This is a genomic window from Winogradskyella sp. MIT101101 (genome assembly GCF_047126865.1).
Taxonomy (GTDB): Bacteria; Bacteroidota; Bacteroidia; order Flavobacteriales; family Flavobacteriaceae; genus Winogradskyella; species Winogradskyella ouciana.
Window position 1 is genome coordinate 1,262,930 of record NZ_CP138982.1, and the last position, 16,011, is coordinate 1,278,940.

General features: G+C 35.5%; 16 protein-coding genes. 7 read left to right on the forward strand and 9 right to left on the reverse strand.

Translation table 11 applies throughout. The features are described 5' to 3' along the window. Window positions 1–8 precede the first annotated feature (8 nt). The 3 genes from fusA to rpsL are packed head-to-tail and all read right to left on the reverse strand — an operon-like array spanning window position 9 to window position 3,017. Complete coding sequence (fusA, locus tag SIB89_RS05975; RefSeq protein WP_155089971.1) at window positions 9–2,138, reverse strand: elongation factor G; 2,130 nt, start codon at window positions 2,136–2,138, stop codon at window positions 9–11. Window positions 2,139–2,143: 5 nt separating this feature from the next. Next, a complete protein-coding gene (gene rpsG, locus SIB89_RS05980) occupies window positions 2,144–2,620 on the reverse strand; it encodes a 30S ribosomal protein S7 (protein WP_155089972.1) in 477 nt (158 codons plus the stop codon). A 22-nt stretch (window positions 2,621–2,642) separates the two neighbouring features. Then, window positions 2,643–3,017 (reverse strand): 30S ribosomal protein S12, encoded by a 375-nt coding sequence (gene rpsL / locus SIB89_RS05985; RefSeq protein WP_008269190.1) that lies wholly within the window; start codon window positions 3,015–3,017, stop codon window positions 2,643–2,645. A gap of 188 nt (window positions 3,018–3,205) precedes the next feature. Between rpsL and SIB89_RS05990 the strand changes: the two genes are divergently transcribed. From SIB89_RS05990 to rlmB, 3 genes are read left to right on the forward strand one after another with little or no spacing between them, the layout of a single operon-like run. Continuing rightward, on the forward strand, window positions 3,206–4,894 hold the full coding sequence (locus SIB89_RS05990; RefSeq protein ID WP_412561521.1) for a POTRA domain-containing protein: 1,689 nt from the start codon (window positions 3,206–3,208) through the stop codon (window positions 4,892–4,894). 52 nt (window positions 4,895–4,946) lie between these two features. Beyond that, window positions 4,947–6,572 carry an aryl-sulfate sulfotransferase gene (locus SIB89_RS05995; protein WP_412561522.1) on the forward strand — a complete coding sequence of 542 codons (1,626 nt, stop codon included), beginning with the start codon at window positions 4,947–4,949 and terminating at the stop codon, window positions 6,570–6,572. A 49-nt stretch (window positions 6,573–6,621) separates the two neighbouring features. Continuing rightward, window positions 6,622–7,356: a 23S rRNA (guanosine(2251)-2'-O)-methyltransferase RlmB gene (gene rlmB / locus SIB89_RS06000; protein ID WP_155089975.1), complete on the forward strand. Its 735-nt coding sequence runs from the start codon at window positions 6,622–6,624 to the stop codon at window positions 7,354–7,356. Window positions 7,357–7,365: 9 nt separating this feature from the next. Here the strand turns inward: rlmB and SIB89_RS06005 are convergent, their stop codons facing one another. Next, the gene (locus SIB89_RS06005) at window positions 7,366–8,118 is read right to left on the reverse strand and encodes a rhomboid family intramembrane serine protease (RefSeq protein WP_412561523.1); all 753 of its coding nucleotides are present in this window, start codon (window positions 8,116–8,118) and stop codon (window positions 7,366–7,368) included. A gap of 104 nt (window positions 8,119–8,222) precedes the next feature. Here SIB89_RS06005 and SIB89_RS06010 point away from each other — a divergent pair, with 104 nt between their 5' ends. Further along, entirely contained in the window at window positions 8,223–9,500 is a 1,278-nt protein-coding gene (locus SIB89_RS06010; protein WP_412561524.1) for a replication-associated recombination protein A, read from the forward strand. Between the two features lie 6 nt (window positions 9,501–9,506). On the opposite strand, the gene SIB89_RS06015 is transcribed toward SIB89_RS06010, so the two are convergent. Genes SIB89_RS06015 through radC form a run of 5 tightly spaced genes read right to left on the reverse strand, consistent with a single transcriptional unit; the run spans window position 9,507 to window position 13,836 of the window. Continuing rightward, complete coding sequence (locus tag SIB89_RS06015) at window positions 9,507–10,337, reverse strand: hypothetical protein (RefSeq protein WP_412561525.1); 831 nt, start codon at window positions 10,335–10,337, stop codon at window positions 9,507–9,509. Between the two features lie 2 nt (window positions 10,338–10,339). After that, on the reverse strand, window positions 10,340–11,110 hold the full coding sequence (locus SIB89_RS06020) for a hypothetical protein (protein ID WP_412561526.1): 771 nt from the start codon (window positions 11,108–11,110) through the stop codon (window positions 10,340–10,342). Between the two features lie 8 nt (window positions 11,111–11,118). Next, window positions 11,119–11,802, reverse strand: a complete 684-nt coding sequence (locus tag SIB89_RS06025) for a YjjG family noncanonical pyrimidine nucleotidase (RefSeq protein ID WP_412561527.1) — start codon at window positions 11,800–11,802, stop codon at window positions 11,119–11,121. Continuing rightward, window positions 11,799–13,094, reverse strand: coding sequence for a polysaccharide deacetylase family protein (locus SIB89_RS06030; protein WP_412561528.1), 1,296 nt, complete (start codon window positions 13,092–13,094; stop codon window positions 11,799–11,801). The genes SIB89_RS06025 and SIB89_RS06030 overlap by 4 nt, the downstream gene beginning before the upstream one ends. A gap of 43 nt (window positions 13,095–13,137) precedes the next feature. After that, on the reverse strand, window positions 13,138–13,836 hold the full coding sequence (radC, locus tag SIB89_RS06035; RefSeq protein ID WP_412561529.1) for a RadC family protein: 699 nt from the start codon (window positions 13,834–13,836) through the stop codon (window positions 13,138–13,140). Between the two features lie 62 nt (window positions 13,837–13,898). On the opposite strand from radC, the gene SIB89_RS06040 reads away from it, so the two are divergent. From SIB89_RS06040 to SIB89_RS06050, 3 genes are all read left to right on the forward strand, one after another. After that, on the forward strand, window positions 13,899–14,342 hold the full coding sequence (locus tag SIB89_RS06040; protein ID WP_412561530.1) for a DUF1569 domain-containing protein: 444 nt from the start codon (window positions 13,899–13,901) through the stop codon (window positions 14,340–14,342). 75 nt (window positions 14,343–14,417) lie between these two features. Further along, a complete protein-coding gene (locus SIB89_RS06045) occupies window positions 14,418–15,008 on the forward strand; it encodes an FMN-binding negative transcriptional regulator (protein ID WP_412561531.1) in 591 nt (196 codons plus the stop codon). 40 nt (window positions 15,009–15,048) lie between these two features. Beyond that, the gene (locus SIB89_RS06050) at window positions 15,049–15,936 is read left to right on the forward strand and encodes a dienelactone hydrolase family protein (protein WP_412561532.1); all 888 of its coding nucleotides are present in this window, start codon (window positions 15,049–15,051) and stop codon (window positions 15,934–15,936) included. Window positions 15,937–16,011 lie beyond the last annotated feature (75 nt).

Below are 16,011 nucleotides of genomic sequence, written 5' to 3' on the forward strand. Positions count from 1 at the left end.
TTTTAGTTTTAAGCTTCTACGCCTTTTGCTGCTTTGATTACTTCTTCCGATATATTAGATGGTGTCTCAGCATAGTGAGAGAATTCCATTGTTGATGTTGCTCTACCTGAAGACAGTGTTCTCAACGTAGTAACATAACCAAACATTTCAGATAATGGAACAGTAGCTTTTACGGTTTTTGCACCAGCTCTATCACCCATATCACTTACTTGTCCTCTTCTTCTATTTAAATCACCAACGATATCACCCATGTTTTCTTCTGGTGTAATTACTTCCAATTTCATAATTGGCTCCATAATTACAGCCTTAGCAGCTTTTGCAGCATTCTTAAATCCTAACTTAGCAGCTAATTCGAATGATAATTGATCAGAATCCACATCGTGATAAGAACCATCAGTCAACGTAACTTTCATAGCATCTACTTCATAACCCGCTAACGGACCATTTACCATAGCTTGCTTAAATCCTTTTTCAATTGAAGGGATAAATTCTTTAGGAACGTTACCACCTTTAATTTCAGAAACGAATTCTAAACCTACTTTACCTTCTTCAGCTGGCTCAAGTGTAAATACGATATCTGCGAATTTACCACGACCACCAGATTGCTTCTTGTACACCTCTCTATGTTGTGCAACTCTAGTAATAGCTTCTTTATACTCAACTTGTGGCTGACCTTGGTTAACCTCAACTTTGAACTCACGTCTTAAACGATCTACAATAATATCCAAGTGAAGCTCACCCATACCAGAAATAATTGTCTGACCTGAAGCTTCATCGGTTCTTACTGTAAATGTTGGATCCTCTTCAGCAAGCTTACCTAAAGCCATACCTAACTTATCAACATCTGCTTTAGTCTTAGGCTCAACCGCAATACCAATTACTGGATCTGGGAAGTCCATAGATTCTAAAACGATAGGATGTTTTTCATCAGACATGGTATCACCAGTCTTAATGTCTTTAAATCCTACTGCAGCTCCAATATCTCCAGCTTCGATAAAATCGATAGCATTTTGCTTATTTGAATGCATTTGATAGATACGAGAGATACGCTCTTTTTTACCTGAACGGTTGTTCAAAATATAAGAACCTGCATCCAAACGACCAGAGTAAGCTCTAAAGAACGCTAAACGTCCTACGAAAGGATCTGTAGCAATCTTAAATGCTAAAGCAGCAAACGGCTCCTTTACATCTGGCCTACGAATTTCTTCTTTTTCAGTATCTGGGTTTACACCAACAATACCTTCCTTATCTACTGGAGAAGGCAAGTAACGACATACAGCATCTAATAAGAACTGTACACCTTTGTTTTTAAATGCAGAACCACAAATCATTGGAATGATAGACATGTCCATTACTGCAGCTCTAAGTGCAGCGTGCACCTCGTCTTCAGTAATAGAATCTTCATCCTCCATATATTTTTCTAACAGATTCTCATCATAAGCTGCAACTTCTTCAATAAGTTTACCTCTTAATTCTGCAGCTTCTGCTTTTAATTCTTCAGGAATATCGATAACATCAAACGTTGCTCCTTGTGTTTCATCATGCCAAACAATAGCACGGTTCTTCACCAAGTCCACAATACCTTTAAAATCGATTTCGTCACCAATGTTCATTACAATTGGTACAGCATTAGACCCTAACATGTCCTTAACCTGCTGGCAAACTGCCATAAAGTTAGATCCTTGACGGTCCATTTTGTTTACGAAACCAATACGAGGCACTTTATAATTGTCAGCAAGTCTCCAGTTAGTTTCAGATTGTGGCTCAACACCATCAACCGCACTAAATAAGAATACTAAACCATCTAATACACGTAATGATCTGTTTACCTCAACGGTAAAATCAACGTGACCAGGAGTATCGATAATGTTAAAGTGGTAATCCTTAGTTTCAGGTAATGGTTGTGCATTTTCCATAGGGAACTTCCATGTACAAGTTGTAGCAGCAGAAGTAATTGTAATACCTCTTTCTTGCTCTTGCTCCATCCAGTCCATAGTAGCCGCTCCATCATGTACTTCACCAATTTTGTGAGATACACCTGTATAATAAAGGATACGCTCTGTAGTTGTAGTTTTACCAGCATCAATATGTGCGGCAATACCTATATTTCTTGTATATTTTAAATCTCTTTGTGCCATTCTAATTAAAATCTAAAGTGTGAGAATGCTTTATTTGCTTCAGCCATTTTGTGAGTATCTACTCTTTTCTTAACGGCCGCACCTTCTTCTTTAGCAGCAGCTAATACTTCTGAAGCTAAACGTTGTGCCATAGATTTTTCGTTTCTTTTACGTGCGTAGCTAATTAACCACTTCATCGCAGTAGAAACTTTACGATCTGGACGAATCTGCATTGGAATTTGGAATGTTGCACCACCAACACGACGGCTACGTACTTCTACGTGAGGCATCACATTAGATAAAGCTTCTTTCCAAATCTCTAAAGCTGTTTTTTCGTCGTCATTCTTTTTCTCCTCAACAATATCAATTGCATCGTAGAATACTTTAAAAGCTACAGACTTTTTACCGTCCCACATCATCATGTTAACAAAACGCGTCACTAACTGATCGTTGAATCTTGGGTCTGGTAAAAGCGGTCTCTTTTTTGCTGCTCTTTTTCTCATGTCTTCTTCTTAAAGTTTTAAATTACTTCTTAGGGCGTTTTGCACCATACTTAGATCTACGTTGTGTGCGACCAGCAACACCTGCTGTATCTAATGCACCACGAACGATGTGATATCTAACTCCTGGTAAATCTTTTACCCTTCCACCTCTAACCAATACTATCGAGTGCTCTTGTAGATTGTGACCTTCTCCACCGATGTATGCATTTACTTCGTTTCCGTTTGTTAAACGAACCCTTGCCACCTTACGCATTGCTGAGTTTGGTTTTTTAGGTGTCGTTGTATAAACACGAGTACATACACCACGTCTTTGAGGACACGAATCTAAAGCAGCCGATTTACTCTTCTTGGTTATTTTGGCTCTTCCTTTTCGTACTAATTGTGAAATTGTTGGCATATATTTCTATATAATAATTTATTGAACCCTCACTTTTGAGGGCTGCAAAGGTAGAAATATATATTTATAATTCAAACACTTGAGAATTTATTTTTCAAAGAAATATCACTATTCATTTTACACATATATAATATGGTCTATTTTTACGTTATCATTCCTAAGAAAAAAAAGACCTAGACAAATCTAAAATGTTAAACATTCATCGTTCAATTTTTGCGGCTTTAGCATTGGTTTATGCACTTCAGTTCAATGCCCAGACCTTGAACCTCGATGTGAGTGGTGAAGACAAAAACAAAACAGCCATTATCGATTCAATTGGGTATTCAACTTCTTTTGATAATTATAATGGTATTGAATCAGAACTAAACAGCCTAAAATACAGACTAACAAGATTGGGCTTTGTAGATACCACCATTGATAGTATTATAAAACAAAATGATACTCTATTTAAAGCCAGTCTTTTTTTGGGAAACAAAATCAATAGAATAAGAATAGTTTACGATTCAAATTTTAATGCTGAGTTATTAAACTTTATTAATCATACTAAAGATGAGAACTATTTTGAACTAGATATTACAGAGCTCGAAAGTTCCCTAAACCAGTTAAATTCAAAAATCGCAGAACAAGGCGATCCGTTTTCAACACTTCAATTAATTAATATCTATAAACTCAATCCAGATTTAATTTCAGCGCAGTTAAAAATTGTCAACAACCAAAAAAGACGAATAGACAAGATCATTGTTAAAGGGTATGAGAAATTTCCACAATCATATATAAAGCGATTTATGAAACTAAGAACTGGGAAAACTTTCAATCTCAACGAAATCAAAAACAAAGTCGAACTCTTAGAAGATTTACGCTTTGCTAATAAAATTAAAGACCCAGAAGTTCTTTTTACTCAAGATTCAACAACACTCTATTTATATGTAGAAAAAAAGCAAACCAATAATTTTGATGGCTACCTAGGTTTTGGCACCAACGAAAACACAAATAAAATTGAGTTTGATGGTTATCTAGATTTAAGACTCATTAATAATTTAAACTTTGGTGAAACCCTTAACTTATTTTATAAAAGTGATGAGATTGATCAACAAACATTTAGAGTAGATTCTGATTTACCTTATCTATTTGGCTCACCAGTTGGGTTGCAGGTTGGATTGAACATTTTTAGAAAAGACACTACGTTTTCCAACGCTAAACAATATGCTAAAATCAACTATCAAATAAATGCACGGCATAGAATTGGTGCAGGAATCACCTCAACCAACTCCACTAACCTCTTAGATAATGATACTTCTATATTAAATGATTACAAAAGCAATTATTACACCTTAAACTATAACTTTACAGAACCTCAGTTTTATGACCCTTTATTTCCTATAAATTTTTGGTTCGATCTATCATATGGTTTTGGTGACCGCGAGAATGATATGGGTAATCAAAGTCAAACTGTTTTCAATTTAGATACTTATAAAATTTTTAACCTTAATCCTAAAAATAGTGTATACACTAGGTTTAATGGTGCGATTTTAAACTCGGATGATTATTTAGACAATGAGCTGTTTCGCTTTGGAGGTATTAATTCCATTCGTGGTTTTGAAGAGAATAGTTTAGTAGCAAATCTATACGGAGTTATAAATACGGAATATCGATACCGATTAAGTAATAGCATATATGTACACTCCGTACTGGATGCTGCTTATTTTGAAAACCAAATAACTGACACTAAAGAAAAGCTTTTTGGTTTTGGTTTTGGACTGGGTTTACTAACAAATGCTGGTTTATTTCGATTAAACTATTCAAGCGGAAAATCTGAAAACAGACAGTTTAGATTATCAGATTCTAAGGTACACGTAAGTTTAACGGCCACATTTTGATTAATACGAAATATTCTAATAAATTTGAGGCGCTACAAAAAAGGAAAATCGAATGATAAAAAAATTACTTTTTCATCTTATTATCTTACTTGCCTTAAATTTAAGTTTTGGGCAAAATACAATGGGTACAATTTTAATAACGGAAGATGCCTATGAAGGATATACACTATTCTCAACACATACCAAAGCCTATTTAATAGATAACTGTGGTCGCGAAATAAACTCATGGTCTAGTTCTTACGTTCCTGGTAATGCTGTTTATTTAATGCCCAACGGCAATTTACTTAGAGCGGGAAGATTAGTGCAGAGTCCTGACCCAGTAGCACTTGGCGGTGCAGGAGGTGTAATAGAAATGTTTGATTGGGATGGAAACGTCATTTGGACATGGACGGATAGTTCTGACACCTCTAGAGCGCACCATGATGTATTTCCCTTACCTAATGGAAACGTTCTCATTTTAGCCGCTACTGTGGTTGACGGCGCTGATGCTATACAAGCAGGTAGAGATCCAAATTTACTCACAGACAACCAATTGTATAATGAGCGTATTTACGAAGTAGAACCTATCGGAGCGACTGGAGGGAATATTGTTTGGGAATGGAATGTTATGGACCACGTTATACAGAATATTGATGCCTCAAAAGACAACTTCGGTATTGTTGAAGATAACCCAGGTAAAATAGACATCAACTTTTTAAATGGATTTGACCCTATAAATAACTGGTTGCATTTTAATGCCATACAATATTATGAAGAGTTTGATCAGATTGTAATCAGCTCAAGACGAATGAGTGAAGTTTGGGTTATTGACCATAATACTACAACTTCTGAAGCCGCAGGACCTGCTGGTGATATATTGTATCGATGGGGAAATCCTCAGGCTTATGGACAAGGTACGGAAATGGACAGAAAACTCTACGGACAACACACTCCGTATTATATCCCGACTGGCCTTCCAAACGAAGGGAAACTGATGATATTCAATAATGGGTTTCAGAGAACGCCAGAATATTCGCAAGTTGATATTATCGAACCACCTGTAGATATTAATGGAAATTACACTTATGTTGCAGATACTGCCTATGGACCAACTGATACATTCTATACATTTCCTGGTACACCACCGACAGAACCCTCAGATTTTTACTCTGCGATTGTAAGTAGTGCCAGACAGTTACCAAATGGCAACATTTTAATATGCGAAGGTAGAGAGGCTCATTTCTTTGAAATAGATTCTAACGAAAATGTGGTTTGGGAATATATTTCGCCAATTAGTAATGCAGACGGTACCGTTTATGAACAAGGAGAACCATCTCCACCAAATAATTTTTCATTTAGAGCTACAAAGTTCAGCCCTGATTATCCTGCATTTATAGGTCGAGATTTAACACCTGGCGATCCTCTAGAAGCAAATCCAGATTTAACTCCTTGCAATAATTTGAGTGTCTCTGAATTCGAAAATTCAATAGTAAGTTTATACCCTAACCCTACGAAAGATAGAATTCAAATCAACTCCACAACTGTTATTGATAGAGTTGAAATATATAATATGATGGGAAGTAAGATAGGTGAAACAACATCTAAAACTATTGACCTATCTAATAATTCAGATGGTGTATATTTTCTGAAAATTTATTCAGACACAAATATGGTGAGTAAAAAAGTGATTAAGGGTTAATCATTTTAATTACGCATTGATTATAATAAACTATTTTACTTCTTAAATAATGGAAAAAGAGACTACCATATTTGGAATACGCGCTATCATTGAAGCTATTAAATCTGGAGAAACCATTGACAAGGTATTTGTTCAGAAAGGTGTACGTAGCGAACTTTTTCAAGAACTAGAGTATTTGTTAAGGTCTGAAGGCATTAATTCATCTTACGTACCCATTGAGAAATTAAACAGGCTAACTCGCGGAAATCACCAAGGTGCTGTTGCTCAAATTTCTCCTATTGAATTTCACGATATCGACGACTTGGTGCTCAATGTTATTGAATCTGGAAAAACACCTTTGTTTCTATTATTGGATCAACTGAGCGATGTCCGTAATTTTGGAGCCATTGTACGTACTGCTGAATGTACTGGTGTTTCAGGAATTATTATTCAGAAGAAAGGTGGAGCTCCTATTAACGGAGACACTATAAAAACAAGCGCAGGAGCGATTTTTAAAATTCCTATTTGTAAGGTCGACCATATTAAAGATGCCGTATTTCATATGCAGTCCTCTGGTATTAAAGTCATCGCTGCAACGGAAAAAGCCGAGGACTTTTTATACGATGTTTCTTTTAAAGAACCATGTGCAATTATAATGGGTTCTGAGGGCAGAGGTATTAATCCTTCGGTTTTAAAAATTGTAGATAATCAGGCAAAGCTTCCGATTCTAGGTGAAATAGAATCACTGAATGTTTCTGTGGCTTGTGGTGCTTTTTTATATGAAGCGGTTAGGCAGCGTTCTTAGCGGACAATTCTAATCTTCAACCTTCTTTTTAAAAATATATCTAATCGTTGTGGCGCTTTCATTTTCAAGTTCTGGATCACCCTCAATTTCATCTTCAGGTAGAGTTTCAATAAAGTTTCCATCTTCATCAAAATGTCGCATAAAAGGATCATCCTCTTCGTTGTAGTCTGGTTGTTCCCATTTGTAACGCTCTGGTTTTGCAATTTCTTTTCTAAATATTACGGCAAACAGCAGACCAGTAATCAGGCCTCCTAAGTGCCCTTCCCAAGACATACCTTCTTTTATAGGAAACACGTACCAAATCATGCTTCCGTATAAAAATATAACCATTAGAGACAAAGCTATTAGCCTATAATGTTTAGCAAATATTCCTTTAAAAAATATAAAGCTAACCAATACATAAATTAATCCACTTGCTCCAATGTGGTTACCCGAACTTCCAATTATCCAAGTTAAAAATCCAGATAATAAAATACCATAAAGAATAACTTTCCATGCAATTTTATTATAGAAATAGAACAGCGCCAATGAAAGCACCAAAAGCGGAATGGAATTATTATAAAGGTGATCGATATCTCCATGCAAAAAAGGGCTAGTAAAAATCCCTATAAGCCCTTCGAGCTTTTGTGGTCTTATGCCAAAAGATTTTATACCATAATCAACACTTACCTGGTACCAAAACACTATCCATATTAGTAATACCATTAATAATGGGTAGATGATGATACTATTAGAGTATCTAAATTGTTGCTGTGAAGACATACTACACTTTTGGTTATGGAGCTTCAAATTTACAACCAAAGTAGAATTTTATGAAATATTGTCACGAACACTTTCTTTCAGTTCTCATTTTGTAATTTTGAATTATGAATATTCCTTTAGCTGAAAGGCTACGACCAAAAACTCTCGAAGACTACTTAAGCCAACAACACCTAGTAGGGAAAGAAGGTATGCTCTATCAACAAATAAAAAGTGGAGTCATTCCTTCCCTTATTCTTTGGGGACCTCCTGGTATAGGCAAAACCACATTGGCTAATGTTATTGCCAATGAGTCTGAACGTCCTTTTTTTAAATTGAGCGCTATAAATTCAGGAGTTAAGGACATTAGGGATGTTATTGACAAAGCCAAAAAAAGTGGCGGGTTGTTTACTGCAAAAAACCCTATTTTGTTTATTGATGAAATCCATAGATTCAGTAAATCGCAACAAGATTCACTATTGGAAGCTGTCGAAAAAGGCTGGGTGACTTTAATAGGTGCCACAACCGAAAATCCAAGTTTTGAAGTGATTTCGGCATTACTTTCAAGATGTCAGGTTTATACTTTAAACGCATTCAGTAAAGAGGATCTAGAAGCCTTGTTGCAACGCGCCATGAAAGAGGATGAAATCATTTCTAAATTAAATATCGAACTAAAGGAATCTGAGGCGTTGTTACGATTTTCTGGAGGTGATGCCAGAAAACTATTGAACATCTTTGAGCTTTTAGTAACCTCATTTGAAGACGAACCAATTGTTATTACCAATGATCTGGTGATGAAACAAGTGCAGAGCAAGGCTGCTCGATATGACAAAACTGGTGAACAACATTACGATATCATTTCAGCATTTATAAAATCCATCCGTGGTAGTGATCCTAATGCAGCTGTATATTATTTAGCACGAATGATTGAAGGTGGTGAGGACGTAAAGTTCATTGCTAGGCGCTTACTTATTTTGGCCAGTGAAGATATTGGCAATGCCAACCCTACGGCATTGGTCATTGCAAACAATACGTTTCAGGCGGTTTCTGTAATTGGCAATCCTGAATCTCGGATTATTTTGAGCCAATGCGCCACCTATTTAGCAAGTTCTCCTAAAAGTAATGCAGCTTACGAAGCCATTAAAAAAGCGCAGCAACTAGTTAAAGAGACTGGTGATTTGTCAGTTCCTTTATCCATAAGAAATGCTCCAACAAAATTAATGAAAGAACTGGGTTATGGTGACCAGTACAAATATGCCCACAGTTACGAGAATAACTTTGCTGATCACGAGTTTTTACCAGATGAAATTAAAAATACGACACTTTATAATCCAGGTAATAATGCTCGAGAGCAGGCACAACGCAATTATTTAAAGGCGCTTTGGAAAGATAAGTACGGTTATTAGAGGTGTTTAGAATTTAATATCCAACTCTTTTGAAACTTTTGAAGTTCCATCATTTGCCGAATACATCCATTTTATAACACTCTTAAAAACTATAGCATCTTCTCCTTTGACGATATAGACATCCTCTGCTGCTGTTTTCAACAAGGTCATAACAATTTTAGATTCGGCATTTAAAATTTGAAATCCTTGAGGAATACTTTTTGCAATTAATCTATTAGTATCTTTAGTAGTGGGTGTTTTCTCTGTTTCTTTTTTAGTTTCAACTTTAACAACAGGTTTTTCCTTTTCAATCTCTTTTTCTCTTTTTAAGTCTTCAATCTCCAAAACCGTTACGGCATCAACCTTCTCTTCCACATTTTTTACGGCTACTTTTTCTTCAATATTAAGTTCTTGCTTTTCCTTAGGTTTATAGCTGTAATTAAGCTTTTCAATAGACTTAAATGCATCTGCTAAAGCTTCACGATGCCTTTTCTCATGATTGTTCTCTCCAGATTGCCCAACATCACTCTTTAGAACAAGTTTACCATTGCAGTCTTTTAGAATAATCTCTAACTTGGTTTTTCTAAATCCGCCTTTTACCTCCTTTACATCGGCATACAATGCCTTGCATCTATCATTAAACAAATCTTCTGGCAATTGCTCCTCGTTAAAATAGACATCAAAGCCTTCGCCCTTAAACAGAACTCTTGTCACTGTGTTTAATCTATAAGTGTCTTTGCCTTTTAGAAACTCATACTGAAGTGGAATAACGATGTATTTATAATTGTTTATATCTGTTTGCGCTTCAGATTTAAAGGCAAAAGTTATAAGGATACATAATATGAGGATTTTTTTCATCTCTAAAATTTTATGTTCATAGTGTACTTGGTGATGTCCCCATTGGTATTTTCGTAATAAACCCATTGGTTATTTTCCTTATAGACAATGGCATTCTTGTTCTTTACCATAAACACATCTTTTGCACCTGTATGAATTAAAAGCATAATAATTTTAGGTTCGGAATCCACTAATTGGTAACCGTCTTTTACAGCTTGGGCATAATAGAGTTGGGCATTGCCTCCTGCTTCATTAATTGTTTCAACAACTTCATCTGGTTGTTTCACCTCCGATTCTTTTTCATCATTAGACTGAGGTTCTTGTTTTTCTACTGTCGTTGCATTGACTTCAGATTTTGGGCTATAGTTATAGTTTACATTCTTAAAAGTCTCAAAAGCATCTCTTAAAGCTTCATTATAGGCTTTATCAAACTTCTTTAATCTAGATTCCCCAACTCTAGAGACCATCACCTCATTATCAAAACAATCTTTTAAGGCGATTTCTATTTTTGTTTTAAAAATTCCGCTTTTATCGTTAGACACGTCTACCATTAATGCCAAACATCTATCATTTTTTAAATCTTCGGGCAACTCCTCGTCAATGAGATAAGATTGATAACCATATTTATTGAACAAAAAATTAGTGAGTGAGCTTAATTGGTATTCATCAGCGCTTTTAGAAAACTCAAACTGTTTTGGCACTAGTATATATTTATAATCATTAATACTCGTTTGTGCAAACCCGCTCAAACACATTAAAGTGATGGATACTGTAAATACTGCTTTTCTCAACATAATATAGGTTATAAATGGTTTACTAAATCCTTTAATTGAATTATTCTTTTGTAGTGATGACGATGAGCATTTTTATAATCAAAATGAACGGTGTCCATCCCTACCTTATCCGCACCTTCTATATCGGCCTCTAAACTATCGCCAACCATTATACTTTCTTCTACCTTAGCATTTGCTATATCTATAGCAAAATTAAAAATTTTTGGATTAGGCTTTTTTACCCCAACCATTTCGGAATTGGTAATAGTTGTAAAGTAGTCTCTAATGTTAGAGCTCTTCATTTTTCGTTCTTGTGCTTCCTCAAACCCATTGGTTATTATATGCAATTCATATTTGTCTTTGAGATAGTCGAGGATTTCAAAAGTGCCTTCAAACAAATGATTAAAAGTGGTTAAGTGATCTATGTATGCGACGGATAGATTATTGATCACATTGTCTTCAATCTTAATACTTAAAGCATCAAAAGCTTCTTTTAACCTTCCGTAGCGTAAATCTGTTTTAGACACACGCTCTTCTCTGTAAAGCTTCCAATATTTTAGATTTATAGGCTCGTAAACTCCTAAAAAATCATCAAGCTTTGCATTAATATTATTTAACTCAAAAATTTTCTGAAATGTCAATCCAGAATTTTTATCAAAATCCCAAAGGGTATGATCTAAATCAAAAAAAACGTGTTTTATATTCCGTTTCATTCGGCAGATTCTAGTATTAAATTAAAAAGTGCTCTAAAGCCTTCCCATTGATTAAAACCACTAAAGGTATAATTATGAAATACTGGTGTAAAAGTACCGTTAACAGCTTTCACCTCGTTAATCAATTTTTGCAAGTGCTCTTGTTTATCCAACTGGGATTGGTACTTTAATAGTGCAAAATCCAAACAATGATATGGGTTAATTTTTAACGGTGTTTGTACCTCATAGTCCAAGTCGTAAAACTGAAAAGGTGTACAAGTTCCTGCTCTAAAACCAAGTGTATCAATATAGCCCATCGTAAAATCTTCATTGATTTCCAACTCAATTAAATTTCTGTAAGATTGCGGAAGGTTGAGCTTAGAAAATGAATGCCTAACCGCTTTTAATTCGGTATTGATAATGGCTTCCATTTTAAGCTTTTCTTTCTTTAGGATTGAAATATCCTCTAGAGCAAAATATGAGGCTTTTATTCCTATATCGCAATAATCAGCAACGGATTTTATGAGCGATACAAATTCCTTTTTATTGATACTGATATTTTTATCATAAGTAGAATAATCTCCAATTAGAAACAGCACCATAAACTTAAAGTCACTTTGCTTTTGCTTGTTTATTATCCATTTAAAACTATCATAAGGATCGCGCTTAAAACCCATAAGTACCAAATAGCGCTGATACAGTTGTCTTAATCTAAGTCTTCCTAGATCAGAAAAGGTTCCACCAATAGTGCGCAATAATCCTTTTTTTCTGAAATAGTAAGCCGATGGCACATCTATAACGGGCTGAAGCTTATAATCTCGTTTCGGAAAATCAAAATCAGGAAAACGACTTTTTAAAACGGTTTGCAGTTTATACGCCCAAATATCAACAACAGGCTGATTTAAAAATCGATGTTTATGAGCTATACTCTCTTTAGCCATAAATCGTCCGTAGTCATCTTTTACATGAGGCAAATATTCTTCATATCGACTCAACAAATAAAATGATGCCGCAAAAATATCGAAAGGTAAATCACTGCGTTCACTTGCTGCAAAAAAGCCCTTGGTGTTGTCCCATTGATGCACTTGTATGTCTATGTCAGACAGGCCTTGCTCAAACAACAACTCGTTACTTCTTACAAACAACTCATTGCTTAAAGGTTGCTTGGCATAAGACATCTTAAGGCTATCGTGAGCAATAAAATCCTCTACTTTGGATGTAAATTTTACTTCTAAACCCAATATACGCTTACATATATGCTTGAAAACATATTTTAAACGTGGCGTAATTTTATGGGTGTAAACTAATAGCATTTTTTCAGTTTGCAGTATTCAGTAGCAGTTTGCAGTTTTAAAATTAAAGAATGCCTTCATCAGCGAAACTAAAATACGCTTTCTCTGTAACAATAAGGTGATCTAGCACTTTAATATCTAAACTTTGGGCTGCCGTTTTTAATTTTTGGGTAATATCCCTATCGGCATTACTTGGTTTTAAGGTTCCAGATGGATGGTTATGACAGAGGATTAAAGCCGTAGCGCCTACTTCTAGAGCATTCTTTAGCACTAAGCGTACATCGACCAAAGTGCCAGTAATACCGCCTTTGCTCAATTGATTTTTCTGAATGACTTTATTTGAATTGTTGAGATACAAAATCCAAAACTCTTCATGAGGCAATTCTCCCAGCATAGGTTGCATAATATCAAAAACTGAACGACTAGATTCTATCTTATCTTCATTGACCGTGTCTTCTATGCGTCTTCGTCTACCCAGTTCTAAAGCTGCGGCAATGGTTATGGCCTTTGCTTCGCCTATGCCTTTAAATTGCATTAACTGTTTTATGGAAAGTTTGCCTAAAGCATTAAGATTATGGTCTACACTTGCCAAGATACGCTTACACAAGTCCACAGCACTTTCTTCCCGACTTCCCGAACCAATAAGAATGGCAACCAATTCTGCATCGCTCAATACAGCCTTACCCTTATCTCTTAATTTTTCTCTTGGTTGATCATCTTGTGACCAGTTTTTAATGGAAAATGACGTCTGTTTTTCTGACATGTGCTAAAGATAAAAAATTGTAAATTTAAGCGTCTAAATAATTCGACTAAAAATCAATCAAAATGAAATCTATTTTTGAAGAAGACACTTATAACGAAATTAAGGAACGCATCTCAAACCTCGATGAAAACACACAAGCCAAATGGGGCAAAATGAATGTCGGGCAAATGACCTGGCACTGTCAAGGTCCTTTTAACATCATACTTGGTAAAGATCATTATGGTATGAAACCCAACTGGCTCGCAAAAGTATTCTTTAAAAAATCACTTTACAATGATAAACCATGGCGAAAAGGATTGCCAACGGCTAAGTTTTTAAAAACACAAGAACAAAAAGATTTCAATGCCGAAAAAACAAAACTCGAAGCTTTATTAGATGAAGCTTATTCCCAAAGAGACAAAACCGAGTGGGAACCACATCCTGCCTTTGGTTATTTTACAGCTCAGCAATGGGGACAAATGCAGTATAAGCATTTAGATCATCACTTAAAGCAATTTGGAGTTTAGTTATTGATTATTTTCAATTGAAGAATGACGAATTATTTTTCCATTAAACATTATTAAATAATCATTAGTCATTATATGAATTATCCTCCTAAACATCACCAAGACGACGACATCAATCACATAATTGAGGTTATTAAAACCTATCCATTGGCTACGGTTATTTCAGTTAAGGATAATCAACCGTTGATTACGCATCTGCCGTTAATTTATGATAACGAAAAACTTATAGGACATATTGATATTTATAATCCACAGAAAGAATTGCTCAAAGACGATAATGATGTGACGCTCATCTTTGGCGGACCACAATGTTATATCTCGCCTACGGTCTATTCCACAACCCAATTACCCACTTGGAACTATATAAAAGTCCACTTAAAAGGAAAAGTAAAGGCCATTGAAAGTAAGGAAGCCTTAAAGCAATCCTTAATTACAATGACCGAATTTTTGGAAGCGCCAGACCATAAGTATATACTCAAACCAGACAACCCAAGATTAGATAAAAACCTCAACTATATTGAAATGTTTGAAATTTCCATTACCCATTGGGAAGGGAAATTTAAACTATCACAGGATAAAAAACCAAAAGACACCAAATTAGCTCGAGAGGAATTGTTGAGGGCAAACCAAAAAAGTGTAAAAGCATTTTTAGATAAAGTATTCTGAAAATCAGTAACTTTAGAGAACAATTTCTAAAGCCATAACCATGAAAGATCTCAAAAAAGAAGACATCAAACAAGAAGTGTTTGATCTTTACGACGATTACGCACACAATAAACTCAACCGACGCCAGTTTGTTGAAAAACTATCGCTTTATGCTGTAGGTGGTATTACGGTAACTTCGCTTTTGAGTTTTATGTCACCTGATTATGTCAATAGCCTGTTGGTAAAACCAGATGACCCAACATTAGATTCTAAATTTATTGAATACGTATCGCCTAAAGGTGGCGGAACAATAAAAGGCCTATTATCCAAACCTAAGGATATAGACGGTAAATTACCAGGTGTTGTCGTGGTACACGAAAACAGAGGACTCAACCCTTATGTTGAAGATGTGGGCAGGCGAACAGCAAAAGCCAATTTTATCTCATTGGCACCAGATGCACTTTCCCCTTTGGGAGGTTATCCAGGAAATGACGACGATGGCAGAACCATGCAAAAAAAGCGTGACCGAAATGAAATGCTCGAAGACTTTATTGCCGCGTACCACTATCTTAAAAATCACAAAGATTGTAATGGCAATGTTGGTGTCGTTGGGTTTTGCTTCGGAGGTTGGATTTCTAACATGATGGCTGTAAGATTACCAGAATTAGGAGCTGCAGTACCTTATTATGGCAGACAGCCTGAAGCCGAAGATGCTAAAAAAATTAAAGCTCCACTCCTACTTCAATATGGCGAGCTAGATACCAGAGTTAATGCTGGTTGGCCTGCCTTTGAAAAAGTGCTTCAAGAAAACAATATTGAGTACGAAGCTTACATCTATCCTGGTGTCAATCACGGATTTCATAACAACACCACACCAAGATACGATAAGGAAGCTGCACAATTATCTTGGGACAGAACCATAGCTTTTTTCAACAAGCATTTAAAATAAAATACTCGAAACTTCCTGTAAGATTTACGATAAAATGTTAACTAATGTATCTTTACAACCCATTAGTAACAAAAA

Coding starts and splice junctions, on each gene's coding strand:
- SIB89_RS05990 (WP_412561521.1), top strand. CDS start 3,206: ATGTTAAACATTCATCGTTCAATTTTTGCGGCTTTAGCATTGGTTTAT.
- SIB89_RS06050 (WP_412561532.1), top strand. CDS start 15,049: ATGAAAGATCTCAAAAAAGAAGACATCAAACAAGAAGTGTTTGATCTT.
- SIB89_RS06005 (WP_412561523.1), bottom strand. CDS start 8,118: ATGTCTTCACAGCAACAATTTAGATACTCTAATAGTATCATCATCTAC.
- SIB89_RS06015 (WP_412561525.1), bottom strand. CDS start 10,337: ATGAAAAAAATCCTCATATTATGTATCCTTATAACTTTTGCCTTTAAA.
- SIB89_RS06030 (WP_412561528.1), bottom strand. CDS start 13,094: ATGCTATTAGTTTACACCCATAAAATTACGCCACGTTTAAAATATGTT.
- rpsL (WP_008269190.1), bottom strand. CDS start 3,017: ATGCCAACAATTTCACAATTAGTACGAAAAGGAAGAGCCAAAATAACC.
- SIB89_RS06040 (WP_412561530.1), top strand. CDS start 13,899: ATGAAATCTATTTTTGAAGAAGACACTTATAACGAAATTAAGGAACGC.
- rlmB (WP_155089975.1), top strand. CDS start 6,622: ATGGAAAAAGAGACTACCATATTTGGAATACGCGCTATCATTGAAGCT.
- SIB89_RS05995 (WP_412561522.1), top strand. CDS start 4,947: ATGATAAAAAAATTACTTTTTCATCTTATTATCTTACTTGCCTTAAAT.
- radC (WP_412561529.1), bottom strand. CDS start 13,836: ATGTCAGAAAAACAGACGTCATTTTCCATTAAAAACTGGTCACAAGAT.
- rpsG (WP_155089972.1), bottom strand. CDS start 2,620: ATGAGAAAAAGAGCAGCAAAAAAGAGACCGCTTTTACCAGACCCAAGA.
- SIB89_RS06045 (WP_412561531.1), top strand. CDS start 14,418: ATGAATTATCCTCCTAAACATCACCAAGACGACGACATCAATCACATA.
- fusA (WP_155089971.1), bottom strand. CDS start 2,138: ATGGCACAAAGAGATTTAAAATATACAAGAAATATAGGTATTGCCGCA.
- SIB89_RS06010 (WP_412561524.1), top strand. CDS start 8,223: ATGAATATTCCTTTAGCTGAAAGGCTACGACCAAAAACTCTCGAAGAC.
- SIB89_RS06020 (WP_412561526.1), bottom strand. CDS start 11,110: ATGTTGAGAAAAGCAGTATTTACAGTATCCATCACTTTAATGTGTTTG.
- SIB89_RS06025 (WP_412561527.1), bottom strand. CDS start 11,802: ATGAAACGGAATATAAAACACGTTTTTTTTGATTTAGATCATACCCTT.